General features: G+C 68.3%; 18 protein-coding genes. 10 read left to right on the top strand and 8 right to left on the bottom strand.

Annotation, left to right across the window (positions count from 1 at the left end; all coding sequences use genetic code 11):
* Positions 1-25: 25 nt before the first annotated feature.
* The 4 genes from ACWEO7_RS08180 (at position 26) to ACWEO7_RS08195 (ending at position 4,533) form a co-directional block, all read left to right on the top strand.
* A complete protein-coding gene (locus ACWEO7_RS08180) occupies positions 26-937 on the top strand; it encodes a DMT family transporter (RefSeq protein ID WP_452421815.1) in 912 nt (303 codons plus the stop codon).
* Between the two features lie 109 nt (positions 938-1,046).
* On the top strand, positions 1,047-1,712 hold the full coding sequence (locus ACWEO7_RS08185; RefSeq protein WP_452421817.1) for a class I SAM-dependent DNA methyltransferase: 666 nt from the start codon (positions 1,047-1,049) through the stop codon (positions 1,710-1,712).
* Between the two features lie 134 nt (positions 1,713-1,846).
* A complete protein-coding gene (locus tag ACWEO7_RS08190; protein WP_452421819.1) occupies positions 1,847-3,190 on the top strand; it encodes a WS/DGAT/MGAT family O-acyltransferase in 1,344 nt (447 codons plus the stop codon).
* A gap of 218 nt (positions 3,191-3,408) precedes the next feature.
* A complete protein-coding gene (locus ACWEO7_RS08195) occupies positions 3,409-4,533 on the top strand; it encodes an NAD(P)H-dependent flavin oxidoreductase (RefSeq protein ID WP_450019087.1) in 1,125 nt (374 codons plus the stop codon).
* A gap of 391 nt (positions 4,534-4,924) precedes the next feature.
* Here the strand turns inward: ACWEO7_RS08195 and ACWEO7_RS08200 are convergent, their stop codons facing one another.
* Positions 4,925-5,701 (bottom strand): GntR family transcriptional regulator, encoded by a 777-nt coding sequence (locus ACWEO7_RS08200; RefSeq protein WP_452421821.1) that lies wholly within the window; start codon positions 5,699-5,701, stop codon positions 4,925-4,927.
* 105 nt (positions 5,702-5,806) lie between these two features.
* On the opposite strand from ACWEO7_RS08200, the gene ACWEO7_RS08205 reads away from it, so the two are divergent.
* Positions 5,807-7,297 (top strand): ABC1 kinase family protein, encoded by a 1,491-nt coding sequence (locus ACWEO7_RS08205; RefSeq protein WP_452421823.1) that lies wholly within the window; start codon positions 5,807-5,809, stop codon positions 7,295-7,297.
* Between the two features lie 119 nt (positions 7,298-7,416).
* On the opposite strand, the gene ACWEO7_RS08210 is transcribed toward ACWEO7_RS08205, so the two are convergent.
* Positions 7,417-8,016, bottom strand: coding sequence for a DUF459 domain-containing protein (locus ACWEO7_RS08210; RefSeq protein WP_452421825.1), 600 nt, complete (start codon positions 8,014-8,016; stop codon positions 7,417-7,419).
* An 84-nt stretch (positions 8,017-8,100) separates the two neighbouring features.
* Between ACWEO7_RS08210 and ACWEO7_RS08215 the strand changes: the two genes are divergently transcribed.
* Complete coding sequence (locus ACWEO7_RS08215) at positions 8,101-8,895, top strand: 2OG-Fe(II) oxygenase family protein (protein WP_452421827.1); 795 nt, start codon at positions 8,101-8,103, stop codon at positions 8,893-8,895.
* Entirely contained in the window at positions 8,882-9,646 is a 765-nt protein-coding gene (locus ACWEO7_RS08220; protein ID WP_452421829.1) for an SDR family NAD(P)-dependent oxidoreductase, read from the top strand. Before ACWEO7_RS08215 ends, ACWEO7_RS08220 begins: the two co-directional genes overlap by 14 nt.
* Positions 9,647-9,654: 8 nt before the next feature.
* Here ACWEO7_RS08220 and ACWEO7_RS08225 read toward each other — a convergent pair whose 3' ends face one another.
* Positions 9,655-10,524: an SDR family NAD(P)-dependent oxidoreductase gene (locus tag ACWEO7_RS08225; RefSeq protein WP_452421831.1), complete on the bottom strand. Its 870-nt coding sequence runs from the start codon at positions 10,522-10,524 to the stop codon at positions 9,655-9,657.
* Positions 10,525-10,545: 21 nt separating this feature from the next.
* A complete protein-coding gene (locus ACWEO7_RS08230) occupies positions 10,546-11,445 on the bottom strand; it encodes a polysaccharide deacetylase family protein (protein ID WP_452421833.1) in 900 nt (299 codons plus the stop codon).
* A 344-nt stretch (positions 11,446-11,789) separates the two neighbouring features.
* Here ACWEO7_RS08230 and ACWEO7_RS08235 point away from each other — a divergent pair, with 344 nt between their 5' ends.
* Entirely contained in the window at positions 11,790-14,162 is a 2,373-nt protein-coding gene (locus ACWEO7_RS08235; RefSeq protein ID WP_452421835.1) for a lysylphosphatidylglycerol synthase domain-containing protein, read from the top strand.
* On the opposite strand, the gene ACWEO7_RS08240 is transcribed toward ACWEO7_RS08235, so the two are convergent.
* On the bottom strand, positions 14,159-14,857 hold the full coding sequence (locus ACWEO7_RS08240; protein WP_452421837.1) for a class I SAM-dependent methyltransferase: 699 nt from the start codon (positions 14,855-14,857) through the stop codon (positions 14,159-14,161). The two genes, ACWEO7_RS08235 and ACWEO7_RS08240, sit on opposite strands and share 4 nt — an antisense overlap.
* A gap of 98 nt (positions 14,858-14,955) precedes the next feature.
* Here ACWEO7_RS08240 and ACWEO7_RS08245 point away from each other — a divergent pair, with 98 nt between their 5' ends.
* On the top strand, positions 14,956-15,528 hold the full coding sequence (locus tag ACWEO7_RS08245; RefSeq protein ID WP_452421839.1) for a TetR/AcrR family transcriptional regulator: 573 nt from the start codon (positions 14,956-14,958) through the stop codon (positions 15,526-15,528).
* A 70-nt stretch (positions 15,529-15,598) separates the two neighbouring features.
* Here ACWEO7_RS08245 and ACWEO7_RS08250 read toward each other — a convergent pair whose 3' ends face one another.
* Both ACWEO7_RS08250 and fadD5 read right to left on the bottom strand, forming a co-directional pair.
* A complete protein-coding gene (locus ACWEO7_RS08250) occupies positions 15,599-16,201 on the bottom strand; it encodes a cysteine hydrolase (RefSeq protein WP_452421841.1) in 603 nt (200 codons plus the stop codon).
* A gap of 68 nt (positions 16,202-16,269) precedes the next feature.
* Positions 16,270-17,841 (bottom strand): fatty-acid--CoA ligase FadD5, encoded by a 1,572-nt coding sequence (gene fadD5 / locus ACWEO7_RS08255; protein WP_452421843.1) that lies wholly within the window; start codon positions 17,839-17,841, stop codon positions 16,270-16,272.
* A gap of 342 nt (positions 17,842-18,183) precedes the next feature.
* Here fadD5 and ACWEO7_RS08260 point away from each other — a divergent pair, with 342 nt between their 5' ends.
* Positions 18,184-19,161, top strand: a complete 978-nt coding sequence (locus tag ACWEO7_RS08260; RefSeq protein WP_452421845.1) for an NAD(P)H-dependent flavin oxidoreductase — start codon at positions 18,184-18,186, stop codon at positions 19,159-19,161.
* 6 nt (positions 19,162-19,167) lie between these two features.
* Here the strand turns inward: ACWEO7_RS08260 and ACWEO7_RS08265 are convergent, their stop codons facing one another.
* Positions 19,168-20,139: an MBL fold metallo-hydrolase gene (locus tag ACWEO7_RS08265; protein WP_452421847.1), complete on the bottom strand. Its 972-nt coding sequence runs from the start codon at positions 20,137-20,139 to the stop codon at positions 19,168-19,170.
* Between the last annotated feature and the right edge of the window lie 25 nt (positions 20,140-20,164).

Here is a 20,164-nt window from a genome sequence, read left to right on the forward strand (position 1 = left end):
GTTCGCACCGCGCCGTGGTCGTGCGATGACCCGCCGCGGATGGGCCCTCTTTCTGGCGATGGGCCTGATCTGGGGCGTGCCGTACGCGATGATCCGCATCGCGGTGGAGGATCTCGACCCGATCGTGGTCGCGTTCGGCCGCACGCTGATCGGTGGCTTGCTGCTCCTGCCGGTCGCGCTCTACGCCGACGCGCTGGCGCCGGTGTTCCGGCGATGGCGGCCTCTGCTGCTCTACACCCTGGTGGAGATCACCGGGCCCTGGTTCCTGATCGGGTACGCCGAGACCACGCTGCACAGTTCGACGGTCGGCTTGCTGATCGCGGCGGTGCCGCTGATCGCCGTGGTGATCGTGACCGTGCTCGGCCACGACCGGTTCGACGCGCGCCGGGTGGTCGGACTGCTCGTCGGGTTCGCGGGCGTCGCCGCGCTCGTCGGCTTGGATGTCGATTCGGGAAATCCGGCGGCGATCGCGGCGATCGGGCTGACCACGGTCGGTTACGCGGTCGGTCCGATCGTCATCAATCGCGCACTGGCCGATCTGCCCCCGCTCGGTGTGGTGACCGCATCGCTGCTGCTGGCGGCCGTGATCTACGCGCCGTTCGCGGGGTGGCTGCGCCCGTCGCGCATCACCGCCGACGCGGCCTGGTCGGTACTCGGCCTCGCGGTGATCTGCACGGCCGTAGCGTTCCTGCTCTTCTTCGCGCTGATCGCCGAGGTCGGCCCGGCCCGTGCGACGGTGATCACCTACATCAATCCCGCGGTGGCGATCCTGCTCGGCGTCACGGCGCTCGGCGAGCCGCTGACCGCGGGCATGGCGATCGGTTTCCCGCTGGTCATCCTCGGTTCCGTGCTGGGAACCGCGCGCGGTCGCGACACAGCGGCACGAGCGGACGCGCCCGCCGCGCCGGAGGCTGCCGCCCAATTGCCCGAGAGGTGATCGCCACAGCGCGTGGGCGCTGATCACCCGGCACCACGGCTACGAGGACAGCATCCCCGTCGCCCAGGCATTCGATTCGGGGGAGTGAGCACGTAATACGCTGCTCCGGGTGCTGTATTCGACGGAAGACTTCGCAGACGAACACCCCGACGTGGCCGTCACCCGAGCCGCCTACGACGACGTCGCCGAGCTCTACACCGAGCTTTTCCGCCACCACCTCGCCGGTGCGGTGCTCGACCGGGCGATGCTCGGCGCCTTCGTGGAATCGGTGGCGGGCAACGGCTCCGGCCCCATCGCCGATGTCGGCTGCGGGCCGGGACGGATCACCGGACACCTCGCTGCGTTGGGGGCGCGGGTATTCGGGATCGATCTCTCGCCGCGAATGGTGGAGCTGGCCCGCGTGGAACATCCGCAGCTGCTTTTCGCGCAAGGTTCCGTAGAGCAGCTACCGATAAGCAACGAGGCGCTCGGCGGCATCGTCGCGTGGTATTCGTTGATTCACCTCCCACCGGATCGCGTGCCGCACGTGTTGAGCGAGTTCCATCGGGTACTCGCAAGCAAAGGGCACGTGTTGCTGGCTTTCCAGACGGCAGACCAGCCCGATGCGGTGGAAGCCTTCGACCACAAGGTGACTCGCGCCTACCGGTGGGCGCCGAAGCGTCTCGCGCGTCTGCTCGGTGACGCCGGGTTCGCCATGATCGCTCGCATGGTACGCGAGCCGGGTCCCGACGAGCGGTTCGGGCAGGCCTACCTGCTGGCCTCGAAGGTTCGGTGATTCACCGAACGCGGTCCGTCGCGCCCGGGTAGGTTTGTCGTGTCGCGGCGGTTTCATGGCTGCGCGGGCCCGCCGACAACGTGGTCGATTCGAACTCCGAACATCTTCACCATGTCGTCAGGGGGCGACTCATCATGGAATTCATCGCGCCGGTCGATGCCGTCTTCTTGCTCGCCGAATCCCGCGAACAGCCGATGCACGTGGGAGCGTTGCAGCTGTTCGAGCCGCCGGAGGACGCCGGAGCGGACTTCGCCGCACAAGTGCACGACAAGCTATTACGCAGCACCGACATCGATCCGGCCTTTCGCAAGCATCCCGCGACGATCTTCGGGTCTCCGCAGATGGCGTGGACGCGCGCCGAGGACGTGGAACTCGACTATCACGTGCGGCGGCTGGCTGTGCCCGGACCGGGGCGCATGGACCAGCTCGTGGAGCTGGCCTCCGGGCTGCACGGCAGTCTGCTCGACCGGCACCGCCCGCTGTGGGAGTTCCACCTGATCGAGGGCCTCGCCGACGGCAGGTTCGCCCTGTATTCGAAGATGCATCACGCGTTGATCGACGGCGTTTCCGCCCAGCGTCTGCTCCGTCGCACACTGACCAGCGATCCGTCCTCGAGTGTCACGCACGTGCCGTGGCATCTGCCTCGGAGCAGGCGCAGGACGCCGTCCGGTACGGGTGGTGCGGCGCGAAACCTGTTCTCCGCCGCGACATCCGGCGCATCGGTGCTGCGTGCCGCGCGCACCGCGCTGTCGCGGCAGCAGCTGACCTTGCCGTTCGCGGCGCCGCGCACCATGTTCAACGTCCCGATCGGCGGCGCGCGCCGTGCGGTGGTGCGGTCCTGGCCGTTGGAGCGGTTGCAGCAAGTGAAGAAGGCTACCGGCTCGACGCTCAACGACGTGGTGCTCACCATGTCGGCGGGCGCGCTGCGGCGCTACCTGCTCGAACGAGACGCTCTGCCGGACAAGCCGTTGGTCGCGATGGTGCCGATGTCGCTGCGCGCCGAGGACGGCGAGGAGACCAACGGGGTGAAGGTCGGCGCGGTGCTGTGCAACCTCGGCACCGACATCGCCGATTCGCTGGAGCGCCTGCGGGTGGTCGCCGCATCGATGCGCGACGGCAAGGATGTCTACCGCACGCTGTCGTGCAATCAGACGATGGCGCTGTCGGCACTGATGCTCAGCCCGCTCGCTCTCAATCTCGTGCCCGCGCTGATCCCGTGGACCAATCCGACCTTCAACATCGTCATCTCGAATGTGCCTGGCCCGCGGGAGCCGATGTACTGGAACGGCGCGCGTCTCGACGCGAGCTACCCGCTGTCGATCCCGTTCGACGGTCAGGCGGTGAACATCACGCTCACCTCCAACGCGGGCAATCTCGACTTCGGCCTGGTCGGCTGCCGTCGCAGTGTGCCGCAACTGCCCCGTCTGCTCGACCACCTGGAGGAGTCGCTCGCCGAACTGGAGCGCGCCATCGCCTGACCCGGCATCGCATTCCGCAGAAAACTAGAACGTGTTACTGTCGAGGCATGGTGCACAGGCCAGTCGAGGATGCCGCAGCCGCTTCATGGCGATATCAGCGGCTCGCGGTGGACTCGACGTGCGGCGACCAGGCCGAACCGAGCGCCCCTTATGCAACTCGTTCTAGTACATCTGCGCCGCGCCGTTCGCGGCGGAGCAGTTAGGGAGACCAGCACGCCATGCGTACCGAAATCTGCGAACGGCTCGGGATCGAATTCCCCATCTTCGCCTTCACCCACTGCCGCGACGTGGCGGCCGCGGTCAGCAACGCGGGCGGACTCGGCGTGCTCGGCGCCGTCGGCTTCACCGCCGAGCAGCTCGAGGTCGAGCTGGCTTGGCTCGATGAGCACGTGCAGGGCGTGTACGGCGTCGATCTGGTGATCCCCTCCAAGTACGAGGGCAAGGGCATCGATGGACTGAGCCCGGAGGAACTCGAAGCCAAGCTGGCCGAACTGGTCCCGCAGGGGCACCGCGACTTCGCCGAGAAGATCCTCGCCGATCACGGCGTGCCCAAGCTGCCCGAAGGTGAGCACCACAACCAGCTGCTCGGCTGGACCGCCACCACCGCAGGCCCGCAGGTGGAGGTGATTCTGCGGCACCCGAAGGCGAAGCTGGTCGCCAACGCCCTCGGCACCCCGCCCGAGGACGTGATCGAGCAGGTGCAGGATTCCGGCCGGTTGATCGGCGCGCTGTGCGGTTCGGTCAAGCACGCGCTCAACCACAAGCGTGCCGGCCTCGACTTCGTGGTCTGCCAGGGCACCGAGGGCGGCGGCCACTGCGGCGAGGTCTCCTCGATGGTGCTGTGGCCACAGGTCATCGATGCCGTCGGCGACCTGCCCGTGCTGGCCGCGGGCGGCATCGGCAACGGCCGCCAGGTGGCCGCCGCGATGGCGATGGGCGCAGCGGGCGCGTGGACCGGCTCGGTGTGGCTCACCGTCGAGGAAGCCAACGTGCCGCCCGCCCAGATGCAGACCTACATCGACGCGACCAGCCACGACACCGTGCGTTCGCGCGCATGGACCGGCAAGCCCGCCCGCATGCTGCGCAATGACTGGACCGAGGCGTGGGAGCGGGCCGATACCCCCGACCCGCTGCCGATGCCGCTGCAGATGATGGTCGCGTTGGAAGGCGTGAAGCGCGGGCACCGTTATCCGGAGGCCGCCAAGGACGTCAACTTCAATCCGGTCGGCCAGATCGTCGGCATGATGAACCGGGTGGAGCGTTCCGCGGATGTGGTCAACCGCCTGATCCAGGAGTACGTCGAGGCGTGCGAGCGCCTCAACAAGCTCAACGGCGGGGCCTGAGTCCGGGCATCGATTCCGGACGGCGATGCCGTGCGGTAGGGCCGCGCGGGATCCGTCCGGTCGAGTCCGGGACGATCGCACCGGTGTAGCGGCGGCCACCCCTACGCCGGTGCGATCCCCGGTTCACGGCTTCGGGCCGAACTCGACCCCGCGACCCGGAAGCACTCGGTCACGCCGCTGAAACCCTGTCCCGCAGACGATTTCGTGGTGGTCGGCGCGGTGCACAGCGGCACGAAACACCCACGCGAGCCGGCGGCCGATTCATCCCATTCGACCCATTAGCGTCTGGGACAGACGTCCTCAGGGAACGCGGCGTCCCCGCTGATCTATGCGCAGCGAGCGGATGGTCGGCGAAAATCGTCCCAGACGCACTGTGCAGTGTACGAAAAGACTAGGCGGTGGCGGCCTGGTTCACGTCAGCGCTCTCCTCGACGCCGACCACCAATTCCTCGAAGCGGGCGATGACTTTCTCGTGGTACATGCCGAACAGATCCTCGAACAGCGCCAGCTGAGCCTCGCTCGGCCCCGAGCCGGAATCCCATACCGCGGCCAGCGCCCGCCAGACCAAAACGTGCAGATCCGGCGCGCCCGCGAAATACGCCTCGACCGCCTCCGGCACCTCGAGCACCGTCTCACCGATCGAGTTCAAGATCGCCCGCTGCATGGGGAGACCGAGCGTGGTCAGCAGTCTGCGCACCAGTGCGACCTCGAGCGCCAGCATCTGCCGCAGATCCGGAACCTGCTGACGCGCCAGGGATTCCAGCTCGTCGATGGTGGATTTCAGTTCGGCCGAATCGATCCGCTGTTCGCCACCGGTGTAGGCGAGCAGCGTCTCGAGCACGAGATCACGCTCGACGTCCACGATGTCGCGGAACATCTCCATCGCGATGTCCGGCATGGGAATCGAGAATCGGAACAGCTGGCGGTACACGTCCACCCCGCCCGCCTCCCGCACGTCACGGATCGTGAATCCCTTGCCGCGCCGGGCTTCGACGAAACCGTACGACTCCAGCCTGCCCAGCGTCAGCTGCGCGGTCGCGCGGTTCATATCGAATTCCTCGGCGACCTGACGCACCGAAGGCATGAGATCCCCCGGCTGATATTCCCCCGCGGCAACCCGGCGCGCCAGCTCGTCGGCAACGTCGGCGACCACCGTCTGGGATCCCATCGAAGTCACCTTTCGACTACTTTCGAACACGTCCCAGACAGTCTAAGCCCTACTGTCGGGTACTGCACCTGTGTCACACTTGTGCCCGCGACTGTGAGGTGAGTCATGACCATCCGGCCCATCGGAGAGCGCCCCGAGCCGGGGGCCGCGGGCAAACGATCCCGGCTCTTCGCGTCGCGTTCCCATGATAAACCGCCTGTTCACGGCGCTGTTCGCGGCGCGAAACTGGCCGCGCTGCCGATGGCCTTCGCGGGACGGCAGGCCGCGGGTATCGGCAAGCGGGCCCTCGGCAGATCGGCCGAAGAAGTCAATCGGGACATTCAGCTCCGCACCGCGCAGCACATCTTCGAGGTGCTCGGCGAGCTGAAAGGCTGCGCCGCGAAGCTGGGGCAACTGCTGGCCATCTACGAGTTGGCGCTGCCGCGGGAGGTGGCCGAGCCGTACCGGATCGCGCTCAGCAGGTTGCAGGACGCCGCGCCCGCGATGCTGCCGCACACCGTCCGCGCTGCCATAGCCGAAAGCATGGGGACGGAATGGCATTCGCACTTCCGCGAATTCGATGATCGACGCGCCGCCGCGGCCTCGCTCGGGCAGGTGCACCGCGCGATCTGGCACGACGGCAGACCGGTCGCGGTCAAGGTGATGTATCCCGGCGGCAGGCAGGCGGTGGCCCGCGATTTGGACCACCTGCGCCGGATCTCCTATCTCGCCACGGTTTTCCTGCCGGGAGCGGACGTGAAGTCGGTGACCGAAGCGATCTGCGCGTCGGTCGCCGGGGAGCTCGACTATGCGGCGGAAGCCGAGCATCAACGCGCGTTCGCCGCGGCGTATGCGGATGATCCCGACTTCTATGTGCCGAATGTGGTTGCACAGCACGGTGACGTGCTGATCAGCGAATGGATCGATGGCACACCCGTGCCGCGCGTCGTCGCTGCGGGCACGCAGGCCGAGCGTGACCGGGTGGGCATGCTCATGGTCCGCTTCGTGACCTCCGGCTGGGCTCGCCACGGCCTGCTGTACGCCGATCCGCATCCGGGCAACTTCCGCGTGCTGCCGGACGGCCGGCTCGGCGTCATGGATTTCGGCGCGTGCAGCCCGTGGCCTCCCGCGGGTTTCGGCGAACTGACGCTCGACTGCTGTAAAGCGATATTCCGAGGCGGGCCAGTCGATCTGGCGGACGCCACGCGCAGACACGGCTTCGTGGCGAACGGACTCGCTCTCGACAGTGATGCGCTCTACGCCGCCATCACTCCCTGCGGTGAACCCTTCCGGCACGAGACCTACCGTCTGACCACCCGCTGGTTGCGGCGACAAGTGTTGCGCACCACCAATCCTCGATTGACCAATGTGGTCCGGCAGCTGACCATGCCCGCCTACTTCACGCCGTTCGCCCGCTCGTTCCTCACGCTCGTGGGCGTGCTCGGTCAGCTGGAGACCGAAGGTCCTTATCGCGACGAGATCGTCCGTTGGGTACCGGAATTGAGCGAAGCGTTCGTCTCGGACGAGGTGCCGAAGACCAGTTCGCCGACACTGGATCTGGACTCCGCGCGGAGACGGCGGGCAGAGGCGGGCAAGCGGGGAATGCCGCTCGGGTAATTCCGGTCACTATGGGGCGCAGGTGATTTCGGTGCTATGCCGGGTCGGTGTACCCGAATTCGAAGTAGCGGCCTTTACTGTCTGGGACAGATTAGATTATACCCGCCGGAATCGACGTGTCACCGCGACAGCCACGCGCGCCACTGCGGAGCGATGAGCGCGGCGAGCTCCTCGTAACCCGCGGCCCCTGGGTGCGCCCCGTCGCCCGCGCGCACCTCGGCGGCCCACACCGCGCTGTCGCGCAGTGGCTGGTGCACGCGCACGTACGGCACCTCCGACGCGGCGCAGACCTGCGCGAATCGCTCGTCCAGCGCGGCGGTGCGGGCATTGTGCTCATCGTCGGCGATCGGCGGCGGAGCGACCATCAGCACCGGCCAACCTCGCTCGCCCGCCTGCGCGAGCAACTCGCCGAGGTTGGCCGCCGACTCGTCGGGCGCGACCCGCGGACCGCCGTTCTCGTGCATGGCATCGTTCACGCCGAAGGAGAGCACGACCCGCGCGTCCACGCCCTCCGGCAGGCGGGGCGCGCATTCGGCGCGGAAGCGCCGCACGATCTCGGCCGAGGTCTGTCCGCGCACCCCGAGGTTGTAGGCCGTCAGCGGAATCCCTTGCGCATGCGCCGCGGACGCGAGCCTGCCCGCCCACCCCCGAAAATCCGGGTCGCCGACACCGGCGACGAACGAATCGCCGACGAAACACACACGCAGATCCCGGCTCACCCCCGTGATCCTTGCAGGGCCGAGACCGGCCCGCGTGTCCGGGTACGGGCAATATGATCACGGCGGTTCTACCGGGAGGGAGTAATGGTGACAACCGAGCCGGAGCTCGCGACACCGCCGGTTCCCCAGTGGTTCGCAGAGTTGTTCGCCCACCGACGCTGGATCCGGCGCAGCAGGCCCTTTCCGCACGTGTACGCCCGCGACGTCTTCGTTCCCGAGTTCTATCAGCGGTTGACCGAGCAACTGGAGCAGGTTCGCGGCAAGCGCCCCGACCTGGTCGCCCCGGTCGCCGACGGCCACAGCGCCGACAGAATTCGGCTGGAGGACCTACGCGACGGCCCGCTCGCGGTGTTCACCTCGCGTGAGTGGCACGACCTGGTCGCCCGGCTCGGGGGTGTCGAACCGACCGGCGACGTCGAAGGATCGGTGCACCACCACGGGCCGGGCAGCCCGTTCGGCCGGCCGCACAACGATCTCAACCCGGCCTGGTTCCCCGGCCCGCCGCCCGGTCCCGGCGAAGTACGCCTGCCCGACGCCACCGTGCACACCAAGACCGGGGCACGCGCGACCGGCGTCGTCGCGCGCGAGACCGTGCGCGGCGTCGCGGTGCAGTTCTATCTGGGCAATCCGGGATGGCAGCCGGGCGACGGCGGCGAGACCGCGCTATACGACCACGTCGCCCAGGGAGCCGCGCTGCCGTCGGTGTCCCTCGTCCCGCCGCTGGACAATTCGCTGCTGCTGTTCGAGGTCACCCCGCGCACCTGGCATACGTTCGCGGGCAACAACATCAACGACCGCAACAGCGTGGTGATGTGGGTGCACCGCACCAAGGCGGACGCCGAACGGCGCTGGGGAGGAGACAAGATTGTCCACTGGTGAACGCCGCGTCTGCCTGCTCACCGGGGCGAGCGGCGGACTGGGCGACGCGTTCTGCCAGGCCTACTACCGCGACTACGACATCGTCGCCGTGTGCCGCACGCGCACACCCGCGGTGCCGTCGCAACTGGAGTGGTACATCGATCCGCTGGCGCCGGACGCGACCGTGCCGGAGAACGACTCCCGTGTGTTCGTGGTGCGGTCGGATCTGACCGAGCCGGGTGAAGTGGAACGGGTGATCGACCTGGCGCTGGCCCGGTTCGGCGGAGTCGACCTGCTGGTGAACAACGCGGCGCACGTCCGGCTGCATCCGGGCGGCATCGTCGACGGCGACGCAGCGCTGGACGACTTCGATCCGCACTTCGCGCTGAACGTAGCGGTACCCCTGCGTCTTTCGGCGCGGCTGGCGCAACGATGCTGGTTGCACGCGGGCCCCGAGAATCGCGCGCGCAACCGCAACATCGTCAATGTCTCGAGCATCTCCGGCTCGGAGGTCTACCCGGCACAGACGCTGTACTCCGCGTCGAAAGCCGCGCTCAACCAGCTGACCCGCAATATCGCCGCCGAGTTCGCCGAGTTCGGGGTGCGCGCGAACGCGATCGCCCCGACCACTTTTCCGGCCCTGGTCCCCACCGAGCAGGTCGCGCGGGCGATCGTCGAGCTGGACGCGAGCGCGGTGTCCGGTGGGGTGTACGGGGTCGGTGTCGAGCCGGAACGGGCAGCGGGCTCCTCGCTCCGGCTCGCAGAACCGTGACCGGCTGACTATTCGGTCGACACCAGCCCGGTGGCCTGCTCGGACAGCGTCCAGAGCCGTCCCGCGAGATCGGCGTCGAGCGCCTGCTTGTTGCGCGGCGGCTCCAGTCGGAAACGATGGAAGTACTGGCCGTTGATCGCCGCGCCGTCGGCGGTCGTGGCCAAATGCACCAGCGGCTCGGCGCCCTTGTCCGGCTGGATGAAGAACGGGCGCGCCAGCGGGGACCGGACGAACCAGCCGAAGCCGAGCGGCGCGTTGTCGTAGACATGGGTCGCGACCATACCGGGATGAAAGGCCGCGGTGGTGATGCCGGTGCCCTCGGTGCGGCGGGCCAGTTCCCTGGTGAACAAGATGTTCGCCAGTTTGGACGCGCCGTACGCGCCGAGCGGGTTGAACGAGCCGGTCGACGCGTTGGCCGTGGCCAAGTCCAGCTTCGCCATCCGGTAGGTGGTGCTCGCGGTGTTCACCACCCGGGCCCGCGATCGGGTCAAACGCTCCAGCAGCAGGTTGGTCAGCAGGAACGGGGACAGGTGATTGACCTGGAAGGTGAGTTCGTTGCCGTCGTCGGTGACCGTCCGCTTGGGCCACGCGCCGCCCGCGTTGTTGGCCAGCACGTCGATCGTCGGGTATCGGTCGAGCAGTTGGTCGGCCAGCTTGCGCACGTCGTCGAGCCGGGCGAAGTCGGCGACGAACGGCTGCGCGCCCGCCTTCGCCGCCACCTCGGCGGTGCGCTCCGGTGATCGGCCGACGACGGCGACGGTGGCGCCGCGAGCCGCGAGCCGCTGCGCCGCCGCGGCGCCGATGCCCGAGCTCGCGCCGGTCACCACCACCGTCTTTCCGGTGAGGTCCTGGTCCTGTGTCTGTTCCTGCGCTGCCATCGCTGCCTCTCGCAGATCGGTTTACCTGACCCGATCGTCATCGGCTCGCGCGGGTTCGGCAAGCACCGACGCGCTGGAGTAGTGCTCGGCGATCTCGTCGCTGGTGGTCAGCCACACTCCCGGGTGGCCCGCCATGTATTCGAGTGCTTCGTCCAGGTACTTGATCCGGAACGCCTGCCCGATCACGAACGGGTGCAGGGCCAGCGCCATGACCCGCCCGCTGTCGGCCGAATCGGCGTAGAGCTGGTCGAACTGATCGCGGACGATGCGTACGAAGTCCGGTCCGCTGGTGGCTTTGCCGAGGAACAGTGTGTTGTCGTTGAGTTCCACCGAGTAGGGGACACTGAGCACGCCGGGTACCGACAGGGGATAGGGCTGGTCGTCGTTGGTCCAGTCGAGGACGTAGCCGAGGCCGAGTTCGGCCAGCAGCGACGGGGTGCGGAAGGACTCGGTGAGCGCGGGCCCCATCCAGCCGCGCGGCCTCCGTCCGGTCGCGCGTTCGATGGTCGCGACCACATCGGCGAGGTAGGCGCCCTCCTCCTCAGCCGGAACGTCCGGCTGAAAGATCGAGTTGTTCCTCCCGTGCGCGAGCCACGCCCAGTCCCGCCGTACACCCGCCGCGATGATCTGCGGATACCGCTCGGCGACATCGGAATTGAGCAGCGCGCTGGCCCGGACACCGTGCCGGTCGAGCACCTCGATCACCCGCCAGATGCCCACTCGCGGTCCGTAATCACGCCAGCCGTAGTTCAGCGGATCCGGCGCGAGCCCGGCAGTACCGGGAAAGATACTCGTAGACGGCCGGTCCACCCGATAGTGCTCGACATTGAGCCCGACATAGAACGCGACCCTGGCACCGCCGGGCCACCGCAACGGCGGACGATCGACGATCGGGCTGTACTCGAAGAGTTCGTTGTCCATGCCCTCATGCTGAAACTTGACACTGATGTGAGGATCAACCTCGACCGTGAGTGATGTCCGGCACAGTGCACAGCCCAGCGGAGACAGCGGCGGGGTTCCGCGAGCCGGATCGTGCACACCAGCCGGTATCGTGCAGCGAACGTAACAACAGATTTCGTACGCACACGGGTAACTCACCGGGTACGCCCAGAAGGGGAGCGGCGCTCGACGCAGGACCTGAACGCGGGTCTCGCGGCTCCCAACCAGTACGGCCCGAATACCCGGAGAGGCGGGCGAGCAGGACCTGAACGGGGTCTCGCGGGCTCCAACCAGTACGGCCTGAATACCCGGAGAGGCGGGCGAGCATGCGAGTGGACGGGCGGGAGATCCCGGTCACGGGGAGCCTGCTGCAGCCGCTGATCCGACGCACGAGCGACATCGTCCGGGTCGTCCTCGCAACGCTGTGGGTGGCGGTCGTGATCGCGGCCTCACTGATCACCCGCCCGGAATGGCTGGCCCTGGAACGCTCGGTCTCCACCATCGTCGGTTTCCTCAATCCGGACCAGTCGAACCTGGTGTATCTGGTCTACGGCATGGCGATTCTCGCACTGCCGTTCGCGATCCTGATCGAGCTGATCATCGGCAGGCAGTGGAAGCTGCTCGCAGGCTACGCCGCGGCCGGGGCGGTAGCGGGATTGCTGTTGTCCATCACCGGCACCGGCCTCTCCGCGCCGAAATGGCATCTGCAGGTGCCGGACCGGTTGGACACCTTCCTGTCCCAGTTCCTCGATGATCCGCGCTGGATCGCGATGATCGCCGCGATGCTCACCGTGGCCAGCCCGTGGCTGCCAACCCGCCCGCGGCGCTGGTTGTGGTTCCTGCTGCTGGCGTTCGCGCCGATCCACCTCGTGGTCAGCACCGTGGTACCCGCCCGGGCGATGTTCGGGCTCGCGGTCGGCTGGCTGGTCGGCGCGGTGATCGTGCTCGTGGTGGGCACGCCCGCGCTGGAGGTTCCGCTCGACGCGGCCGTGCGGGTGCTCGCCGAACGCGGCCACACGGTCACCGGGTTCACCGTGGTGCATCCGGCGGGCCGCGGTCCGTTGGTGCTCGCCGCCGCCATCGAAGGACCGGAACGCGAGCTGCTCGTCGAGATGTTCGGCAAGAACCAGCGCAGCTTCGGCGCGCTGCGCCAGCTGTGGCGCTGGCTGACCTTCCGCTCCAGCGAAACCGCGGCCATCCACGGTTCCATGCACCGCGCGGTCGAGCATCGCGCACTCATGGCGATCGCCGTCGCCGACCTGGGGCTCGGCAGCTGCACCCCCGTCGCGGTCGCCGCGCTGTCGCGCGGCTGGATACTGTACGCGCGCACCCAGCCGTGCGGCACGGCGATCACCGAACAGTCCGCCGAAGTGCTGCCCGGAGTGTGGCGGGCGCTGGACACCCTGCAACGGAAACAGATCTCACACGGCGACCTGCGGCCGGTCGACATCCGTGTGGCCGACGGCGTCACGCTGTTCGGCGGCTTCGGCAACGCCGAATACGGAGCGTCGGACGCGCAACTGCAATCCGACATCGCCCAGTTGCTTGTGACGACCACCGCGACGTTCGGCAAGGAGCCCGCCGTGCGCGCGGCGATCGAAACCCTGGGCGAGGCGCGGGTACTCGCCGCGGCGAGCCGGTTGACCAAGTCGGCCATACCGACCGGCATCCGCAAAGCGGTCCCGGAATGGAAGACCGCGCTGTCCGACGCCCGCGACGAGGTGCGCAAACAGACCGGTCAGGATCGGATCGAAGCCGAGCAGATCACCCGGTTCTCCCGCAACCAGATCATCCAGTTGGTCCTGCTGATCGGGCTGGTGTACGTCGCCTACCCGTTCATCAGCGCGGTGCCGACCTTCTTCACCCAGCTGCGCACGGCGAACTGGTGGTGGGCGCTGCTCGGGCTGCTCGTCTCCGCCCTGACCTACGTCGGCGCGGCGGCGGCGCTGTGGGCCTGTGCGTTCGGCGCGGTGAACATCCGGAATCTGCTCATCATGCAGGTCGCCAATACTTTCGCCGCGACCACCACGCCCGCGGGCGTCGGCGGACTCGCGTTGAGCGTGCGGTTTCTGCAGAAGTCCGGTATCGGCACGGTGCGCGCCACCGCCGCGGTCGCGCTGCAACAGGCGGTGCAGGTGATCACGCATGTCGGCCTGCTGCTCGCGTTCAGCATCCTCGCGGGCACCTCGACGGACCTGTCGCATTTCGTCCCGCACGCCACGGTGCTGTATCTGCTCGCGGGCGTCGGCGTCGGCATCGTCGGCGCGTTCATGTTCGTGCCGAAACTGCGCCGCTGGCTGAACGACGCGGTGCGGCCGCAGTTGCAGGAGGTGCTCAGCGAACTCGCCGACCTGGCCCGCGATCCCAAACGTTCCGCGGTGATCATCGGCGGATGCGCGGCGCTCACCGTCGGTATGGCGGGCGCGCTGTGGGCCAGCGTGCAGGCGTTCGGCGGCGGCACCACCTTCATCACCGTCACGATCGTCACCATGATCGGCGGCACGCTGGCCGCGGCCGCGCCGACCCCGGGCGGTGTCGGCGCGGTCGAGGCGGCGCTGATCGGTGGTCTGGCCGCCTTCGGCCTGCCCGCGAACATCGCGGTGCCCTCGGTGCTGCTCTACCGCGTACTCACCTGCTGGCTTCCGGTGTTCTGCGGCTGGGGCGCCATGCGCTGGCTGGCTGAGAAGGACCTGATCTAAGCAGCGGTCTCGCCTGGTTTGTTCGCCAGCAGCACGGCGGTCGCGGGGCGGACTACGACGAATTCGACTTTTTCGAAACCGTTCGCGCGCAGATCATCTCGATACCGGCGGATATCGATGCCCGCCAGTGGATCACCGTGGTCGTGATCGGCATCGTGGGTGCGGTGCGCCGCGAACCTCGCCATGACGCGCACCACGGTGGAGAGCAACGGATCGGTCGGCAGCGTGTCGGCGAGCAGCAGCCGACCGCCCGGGCGCAATACCCGGAACATCTGCGCGATGGCATCGGCACGGCGCGACGCGGGGATGTGATGCATCGCGAAGGTCGAGGTCACGAGATCGGCGGACGCGTCGGGCAGCGGAAGATTCTGTGCCGTACCGATTTCGAACCGGCAATTGGCCAGGTCATGTGAGCGCGCGGTCGCGTAGTCGATCATCTGCGGCGACGGATCGACGCCGGTGACCCGGCCGACGCGACGAGCGAGCAGGCGAGCGAGGTCGCCCGGTCCGCAACCGACATCGACGACCTCGGCGCCGGCGGCGGGACGAGCCAGCTCGGCGAGCCGGGCGTTCAGGCGGTTCGCCCGGCCGAGCAGAAGCGCGGCTTTGAGGGCTCGGTAGCGGCGCGGTTGGGTGAGCAGCACGCCGACGTCGGGGCGGCCATTCGTGGCAGACTGGTGTTCGTTTCCGGACATGAGTTCAGGATCTGCCGATATGGCCGCGCTGACCAGGATCAATGCCACGGAAACCGTCCGTAACCGGACGCGTACGAGACATTTGTCCGGGAGGCACCGTGCCGGAAGAACAGGACAGCGCCGATCGCCGGGTCCGGCGCACCAGGGCCTCGCTGCATCGGGCGCTGATCGAGCTCATGGTCGAAGGCGCCTACGACCGGATCACCGTCCGCGACATCCTCGAGCGCGCGGACGTCGGGCGGTCGACGTTCTACACCCACTACCGGGACAAAGACGATCTGCTGCTGCGCAGCAGCACCGACTACCTGCGCGCGGCCATGACCGCGGCGGAGACCCACGCGGACGCTCCCGAACCGCTCGCGCCGGTACGCACGCTGTTCGAGCTGGCCGCCGGTCACCCGGAGATCTACCGGGCGCTGCTCGGCCGCAAGAGCGGCACCGTGCTACTGCGCACCACGCGGGTGATGGTCGCGCAGATCCTCGCCGAGCGGCTGCGCGACTGGCTGGCGATGCCGGAAGACGAGTTCGCGACCACTGTGACGTTCCTGTCCTGGGGTGTCGTCGGCCTGCTCGGCGCGATCGCGGAAGGACACCCACCGCTCTCGGCCGATGAGGCGTACCAGCAGGTGGTCCGCCTCATCGGTCCAGGGTTGGCCGGACGGAGTGCGTGACCGCCCCTCCCTGCCGACCACCTTGTCGGTGTGCGCCGGGGCGGCCATCGGTGGCGATCGTGAAAACGGCTCAGCCGCTGATCAGTTCCAGCGCATCCGCGGCGCGCACACTGCCCGCGGTGACGAGTTCGAGGTTGGCCAGGGCGGCTTCGTGCGCTTTCGGGGTGGCGGCGGCCACGCAGTCGGCTACCGGGTACACGGTGAAGCCGAGATCGGTGCCGTGCCGTGCGGTCTGCTCGACGGTCAGGTTGGTGGCGACGCCAGTGACGAAGAGCGTCTCGATCCCTTGATCGGCCAGCCATTCCGGCAGTTTGCTGCCCGCCAGGCCGGAGAGTTTCTGGTTGTCGAAGACTTCCGTCGGCTGCGCCGCCATCTCCGGAATGAGCGCGGCGCCCGGTGATTCCGGCCGGAACTCGGTCTGCGCCGCGCCGACCGAGCGCATGAATCCGGTGTTGCGCACCAGTTCACCCTCGCCGATCGGAATGGTGAACCGGGTGAAGACGACCGGCAGCCGCGCCGCGAGCGCCGCGGCGTGGAAGTCCGTCGCCCGCGCCACGACGCCCGAAGCCGCCACGGGCGCGGCCAGCATGGGACCGAAAAACCCCTCCGGCCGAATGACATTCACCTGCCAGTGCAGCGCCAGCACGGCGGCGCGGATGCGTCGGATCGCCATGCGACGACCTTACGCATCCGCGCCCGCGCGCATTGTCCGATTCACGTGAAACCGAACGCACCGCACGCTCAGGACGAATAGTCCTTGCGCAACTGGACTTTGACCACTTTGCCGCTCGCATTGCGCGGCAGCTCGGCAAGCAGCACCAGCTCCTTGGGGTGCTTGTAGCGCGCGAGGTTCTCGTTGAGGAACGGCTCCAACTCGGCCAAGGTCAGCTCGTCGTCCGGGTTGTGCAGGGCGACCACCGCGACCGGCACCTCACCCCACTTCTCGTGCGTGCGGCCAACCACCGCGGCTTCCCGGATCTTCGGGTGCGCGAACAGGACGTTCTCCACCTCGGCGCAGTAGATGTTCTCGCCACCGGAGATGATCATGTCCTTCTTGCGGTCCACCACGTAGACGAAGCCCTCTTCGTCCTGGCGGACCAGGTCGCCGGAGTGGAACCAGCCGCCCGCGAAGGCCTCGGCCGTGGCTTCCGGCTTGTTCCAGTAGCCCTGCATGAGCGTGGGGCCGCGATAGACGATCTCGCCCACTTCGCCGGGCGCGACGTCGTTCATCTCGTCGTCGACGACGCGCGCCTGGATGGTGGGGATCACCTTGCCGACCGAGCCGAGCTTGCGGATGGCGTCCTTGCCCTCCAGCACGCAGGTGATCGGCGACATCTCCGTCTGGCCGAACACCGCGACGTTGAACGAGTTCGGGAAGCACTCGGCCATCGCGCGCAGCACGGTGTCGGAGGCGGGCGCGGCGCCCCAGCTGAGGACCTCGAGCGCGAGCTTGCGATCCTTCACCGTCGGATGGTCGCAGACCATCTGCCACTGCGCGGGCACGCAGAACGCGGAGGTGGCCTGCTCGCGCTCCAGCGCGTCCAGGAACTCACCGGCGTCGAAGGCGCCGAGCGGATGCAGCACCGTCTTCGAGCCGAGCAGGAAGGCGGGCGCGAGGCTACCGAGACCGGCGATGTGGAACAGCGGCGAGGTGCACAGCCCGATCGAGTCCGGTTCAAGCGCCAGCGCTCGGATACAGGTCAGCGCCTGCGCGTTCATATTCGCGTGGGTCAGCACCGCGCCCTTGGGGCTGCCGGTGGTGCCCGAGGTGTACATGATGAGGCTGGGGGTGTCCTCGGGGATGTCCAGCGGGGTGTGCGGCTCACCCGATTCGGCGATCAGGTCGTCGTAGCCGATCACGCCGTCCTCGGACGCGCCGCCGATCACCACGAGGGTCTCCAGGGCTGGCGCCTGCGCTCGCACGGCATCGGCCAGCGGCCGCAGCACGGTATCGGTGACGACCGCCTCGGCCCCGCTGTCGCCGACGATATAGGCGACCTCCGGCGGCGTGAGCCGGAAGTTGACCGGGACCGCGATCGCGCCCAGCGCGTTGATGCCGAACACGGCCTCGAGGTATTCCGGGTAATTCAGCGCCAGGATCAGCACCCGGTCGCCGAACCCGACGCCCCGGCGCGCCAGTCCGTCGGCGAACTTCAGCGACCGCTCGTGCAACTGCCGCCAGGTCGTGTCCGCGCCACGGAACCGGATCGCGACCGCGTCCGGGCGCATCTGCGCGTGCACGGCGATCTGGTTGTTCCAGTGATTACGCCGCGACCTGATCGGCTCGTCGAGCGCTGCTGCCCCGGTGGTCATTGCCACGAACTCCTCTCGGACCGTCATCGGCCCGCCGGGTTGTCCGACGGCGGCGACGGGCTGAATCGCGTGCAGAATAGCAACTAACTTAAATGCCCGGCAAGAGATTGCGGAATGAATCCGGGTTAATCCGCCCGGATGTAGGTCCAGGTCCGGCTTGGAGTCTTCTAGCAGCGTATTTGATCTCCCGCCGAGCGGTTGCGACGCGGAAACGGCAGCGGTGAAGATCGTCTAATATGCGAACCACGGCTCACTTGTGAGTTGAAGACGGGCCGATTCTCGTGTCACCATCGACCCGAACGGGCGAACCGGCACGCCCGCGCGAGACATAGGAGAAGCGCAATGCTGCGGACCAGGTTCACCGAGAAGTTCGGGGTGGAACACCCGATCGTGCAGGGCGGCATGATGTGGGTCGGGCGGGCCGAACTCGTCGCGGCCGTCGCCAACGCGGGCGGGCTCGGCTTCATCACGGCGCTGACCCAGCCGACCCCGGACGACCTGCGCAGCGAGATCGCGCGCACCAGGGAACTCACCGACAAGCCGTTCGGCGTGAACGTCACCATCCTGCCGTCGATCAATCCGCCGCCGTACGCGGAATACGTGCAGGCGATCATCGACAGCGGCGTCGAGATCGTCGAAACGGCAGGCAGCAACCCCGAACCGTTCCTGCCCTACTACAAGGACGCGGGCATCAAGGTGCTGCACAAGTGCACCAGCGTGCGGCATGCGCTGAAGGCCGAGCGGATCGGCGTGGACGGAGTGAGCATCGATGGCTTCGAATGCGCGGGCCACCCCGGTGAGGACGACGTCCCCGGCCTGGTGCTCATCCCGGCCGCCGCACGGGAGCTGAGCATCCCGATGATCGCCTCCGGCGGCATCGCCGACGCCCGCGGCCTGGTCGCCGCGCTCGCCCTCGGCGCGGACGGCGTCAACATGGGCACCCGGTTCCTGTGCACGCAGGAGTCCTCGATCGATCGGAAGGTCAAGGAGAAGATCGTCGCGAACTCCGAGCGCGACACCCAGCTCATCTTCCGCACCATGCGCAACACTGCGCGGGTGGCGGACAACGAGATCAGCCGCAAGGTCGTCGAGATCGAGAAGTCCGGCGGCACCTTCGACGACGTGCGGGATCTGGTGGCGGGCGCGCGCGGCCGCCGGGTGTTCGAGGAAGGCGACCTGGACGCGGGCATCTGGTCAGTCGGCCTGTGCCAGGGCCTGATCCGCGACATCCCGACCTGCGCCGAGCTGATCGGGCGGATGGTCACCGAAGCCGAGGAGCTGATCACGGCCCGTCTGGCCGAAACCGTGGTGGTCGGCTGACGGCGGTTACTTGGCCGCGCGGGCGGTGACGGCCGCGTAGTCGTGGCTCGCGACGAGCTCGATGCCGTCGGGCAGCGCGTGCAGGCGATGGATCGTGGTGAAGGCGGCGTCCCGGTCGGCGTCGAACAGCTTGCCGGGCATCGGCGCCTTCTCCCGCAGCAGCTCTACCTGCAACTTGCTCCAGACGGCGTCGCCCGCGAACAGCACGCGGCTGCCGTCGTCCACCGCGAGCAATACGCCGATGCTGCCCGGCGTGTGGCCCGCGAGATCGACCAGCAGCACGGAGCCGTCACCGAACAGGTCCTTGCTGCGCGGGAAGGTCAGCACGGGCGGTCCGTCCAGCTCGAAGCGGTCGAAACTGCGCCCACGCAGCGGTCCGCGCGCCACACCGGCCGGTGCGTGCGGGCCACCCATCGCCCAGTCGTACTCGACTCCCGGCAATCGGATCTCGACCGAGGCGGGCAGTTCCAGCAGGCCGGAGACGTGATCCCAGTGCAGATGGGTCGGCACCACGAAATCGATGTCCTCGCCCGCGACATCGTGCGCGGCGAGCGCGTCGGACAGCCCGAGCACCGGCTTGTCCGGCGCGACGAGCAGCGGCACCGGGAACGGCAATTCGGGCAGCACGCGCTCGTGCACGCCCGCACACAGGGCCGGGTCGACCAGGAACCGCGCCTTCGGATGCTCGACCAGGAACGCCGCCATCGACAGCCGCATCTCCCGCAGGCTGCGCACGCCCTCGGCCACGATCGTGGTCGGCGCCGACATGGTGGCCTGGGTGAGTACGGTCAGCCGGACCGTGGCGCTAGCGGCGGGCGGCGGCAGCGCTTCGAGGTTCGCCAGCAGGGCGGTGTCGGGGCGGCGCGGCCGCAACAACCGGCCCGGCGTGGCCGCCAGCGCGGCGCAGCAGCGCAGCAGGGTGGGCAGAGTCGGCGTGCGCTCGGCACGGGTGGCGGCACCGCTGTCCGGTTCGGTCACGGTGCCACCGTATGTGATCACGCCG

The sequence above is a fragment of the Nocardia sp. NPDC004260 genome (assembly GCF_053603155.1).

Coding starts and splice junctions, on each gene's coding strand:
- ACWEO7_RS08195 (WP_450019087.1), top strand. CDS start 3,409: ATGCGTACCGAAATCTGCGAACGGCTCGGGATCGAATTCCCCATCTTC.
- ACWEO7_RS08200 (WP_452421821.1), bottom strand. CDS start 5,701: ATGGGATCCCAGACGGTGGTCGCCGACGTTGCCGACGAGCTGGCGCGC.
- ACWEO7_RS08250 (WP_452421841.1), bottom strand. CDS start 16,201: ATGGCGATCCGACGCATCCGCGCCGCCGTGCTGGCGCTGCACTGGCAG.
- ACWEO7_RS08205 (WP_452421823.1), top strand. CDS start 5,807: ATGACCATCCGGCCCATCGGAGAGCGCCCCGAGCCGGGGGCCGCGGGC.
- ACWEO7_RS08230 (WP_452421833.1), bottom strand. CDS start 11,445: ATGGACAACGAACTCTTCGAGTACAGCCCGATCGTCGATCGTCCGCCG.
- fadD5 (WP_452421843.1), bottom strand. CDS start 17,841: ATGACCACCGGGGCAGCAGCGCTCGACGAGCCGATCAGGTCGCGGCGT.
- ACWEO7_RS08180 (WP_452421815.1), top strand. CDS start 26: ATGACCCGCCGCGGATGGGCCCTCTTTCTGGCGATGGGCCTGATCTGG.
- ACWEO7_RS08235 (WP_452421835.1), top strand. CDS start 11,790: ATGCGAGTGGACGGGCGGGAGATCCCGGTCACGGGGAGCCTGCTGCAG.
- ACWEO7_RS08260 (WP_452421845.1), top strand. CDS start 18,184: ATGCTGCGGACCAGGTTCACCGAGAAGTTCGGGGTGGAACACCCGATC.
- ACWEO7_RS08225 (WP_452421831.1), bottom strand. CDS start 10,524: ATGGCAGCGCAGGAACAGACACAGGACCAGGACCTCACCGGAAAGACG.
- ACWEO7_RS08240 (WP_452421837.1), bottom strand. CDS start 14,857: ATGTCCGGAAACGAACACCAGTCTGCCACGAATGGCCGCCCCGACGTC.
- ACWEO7_RS08190 (WP_452421819.1), top strand. CDS start 1,847: ATGGAATTCATCGCGCCGGTCGATGCCGTCTTCTTGCTCGCCGAATCC.
- ACWEO7_RS08215 (WP_452421827.1), top strand. CDS start 8,101: ATGGTGACAACCGAGCCGGAGCTCGCGACACCGCCGGTTCCCCAGTGG.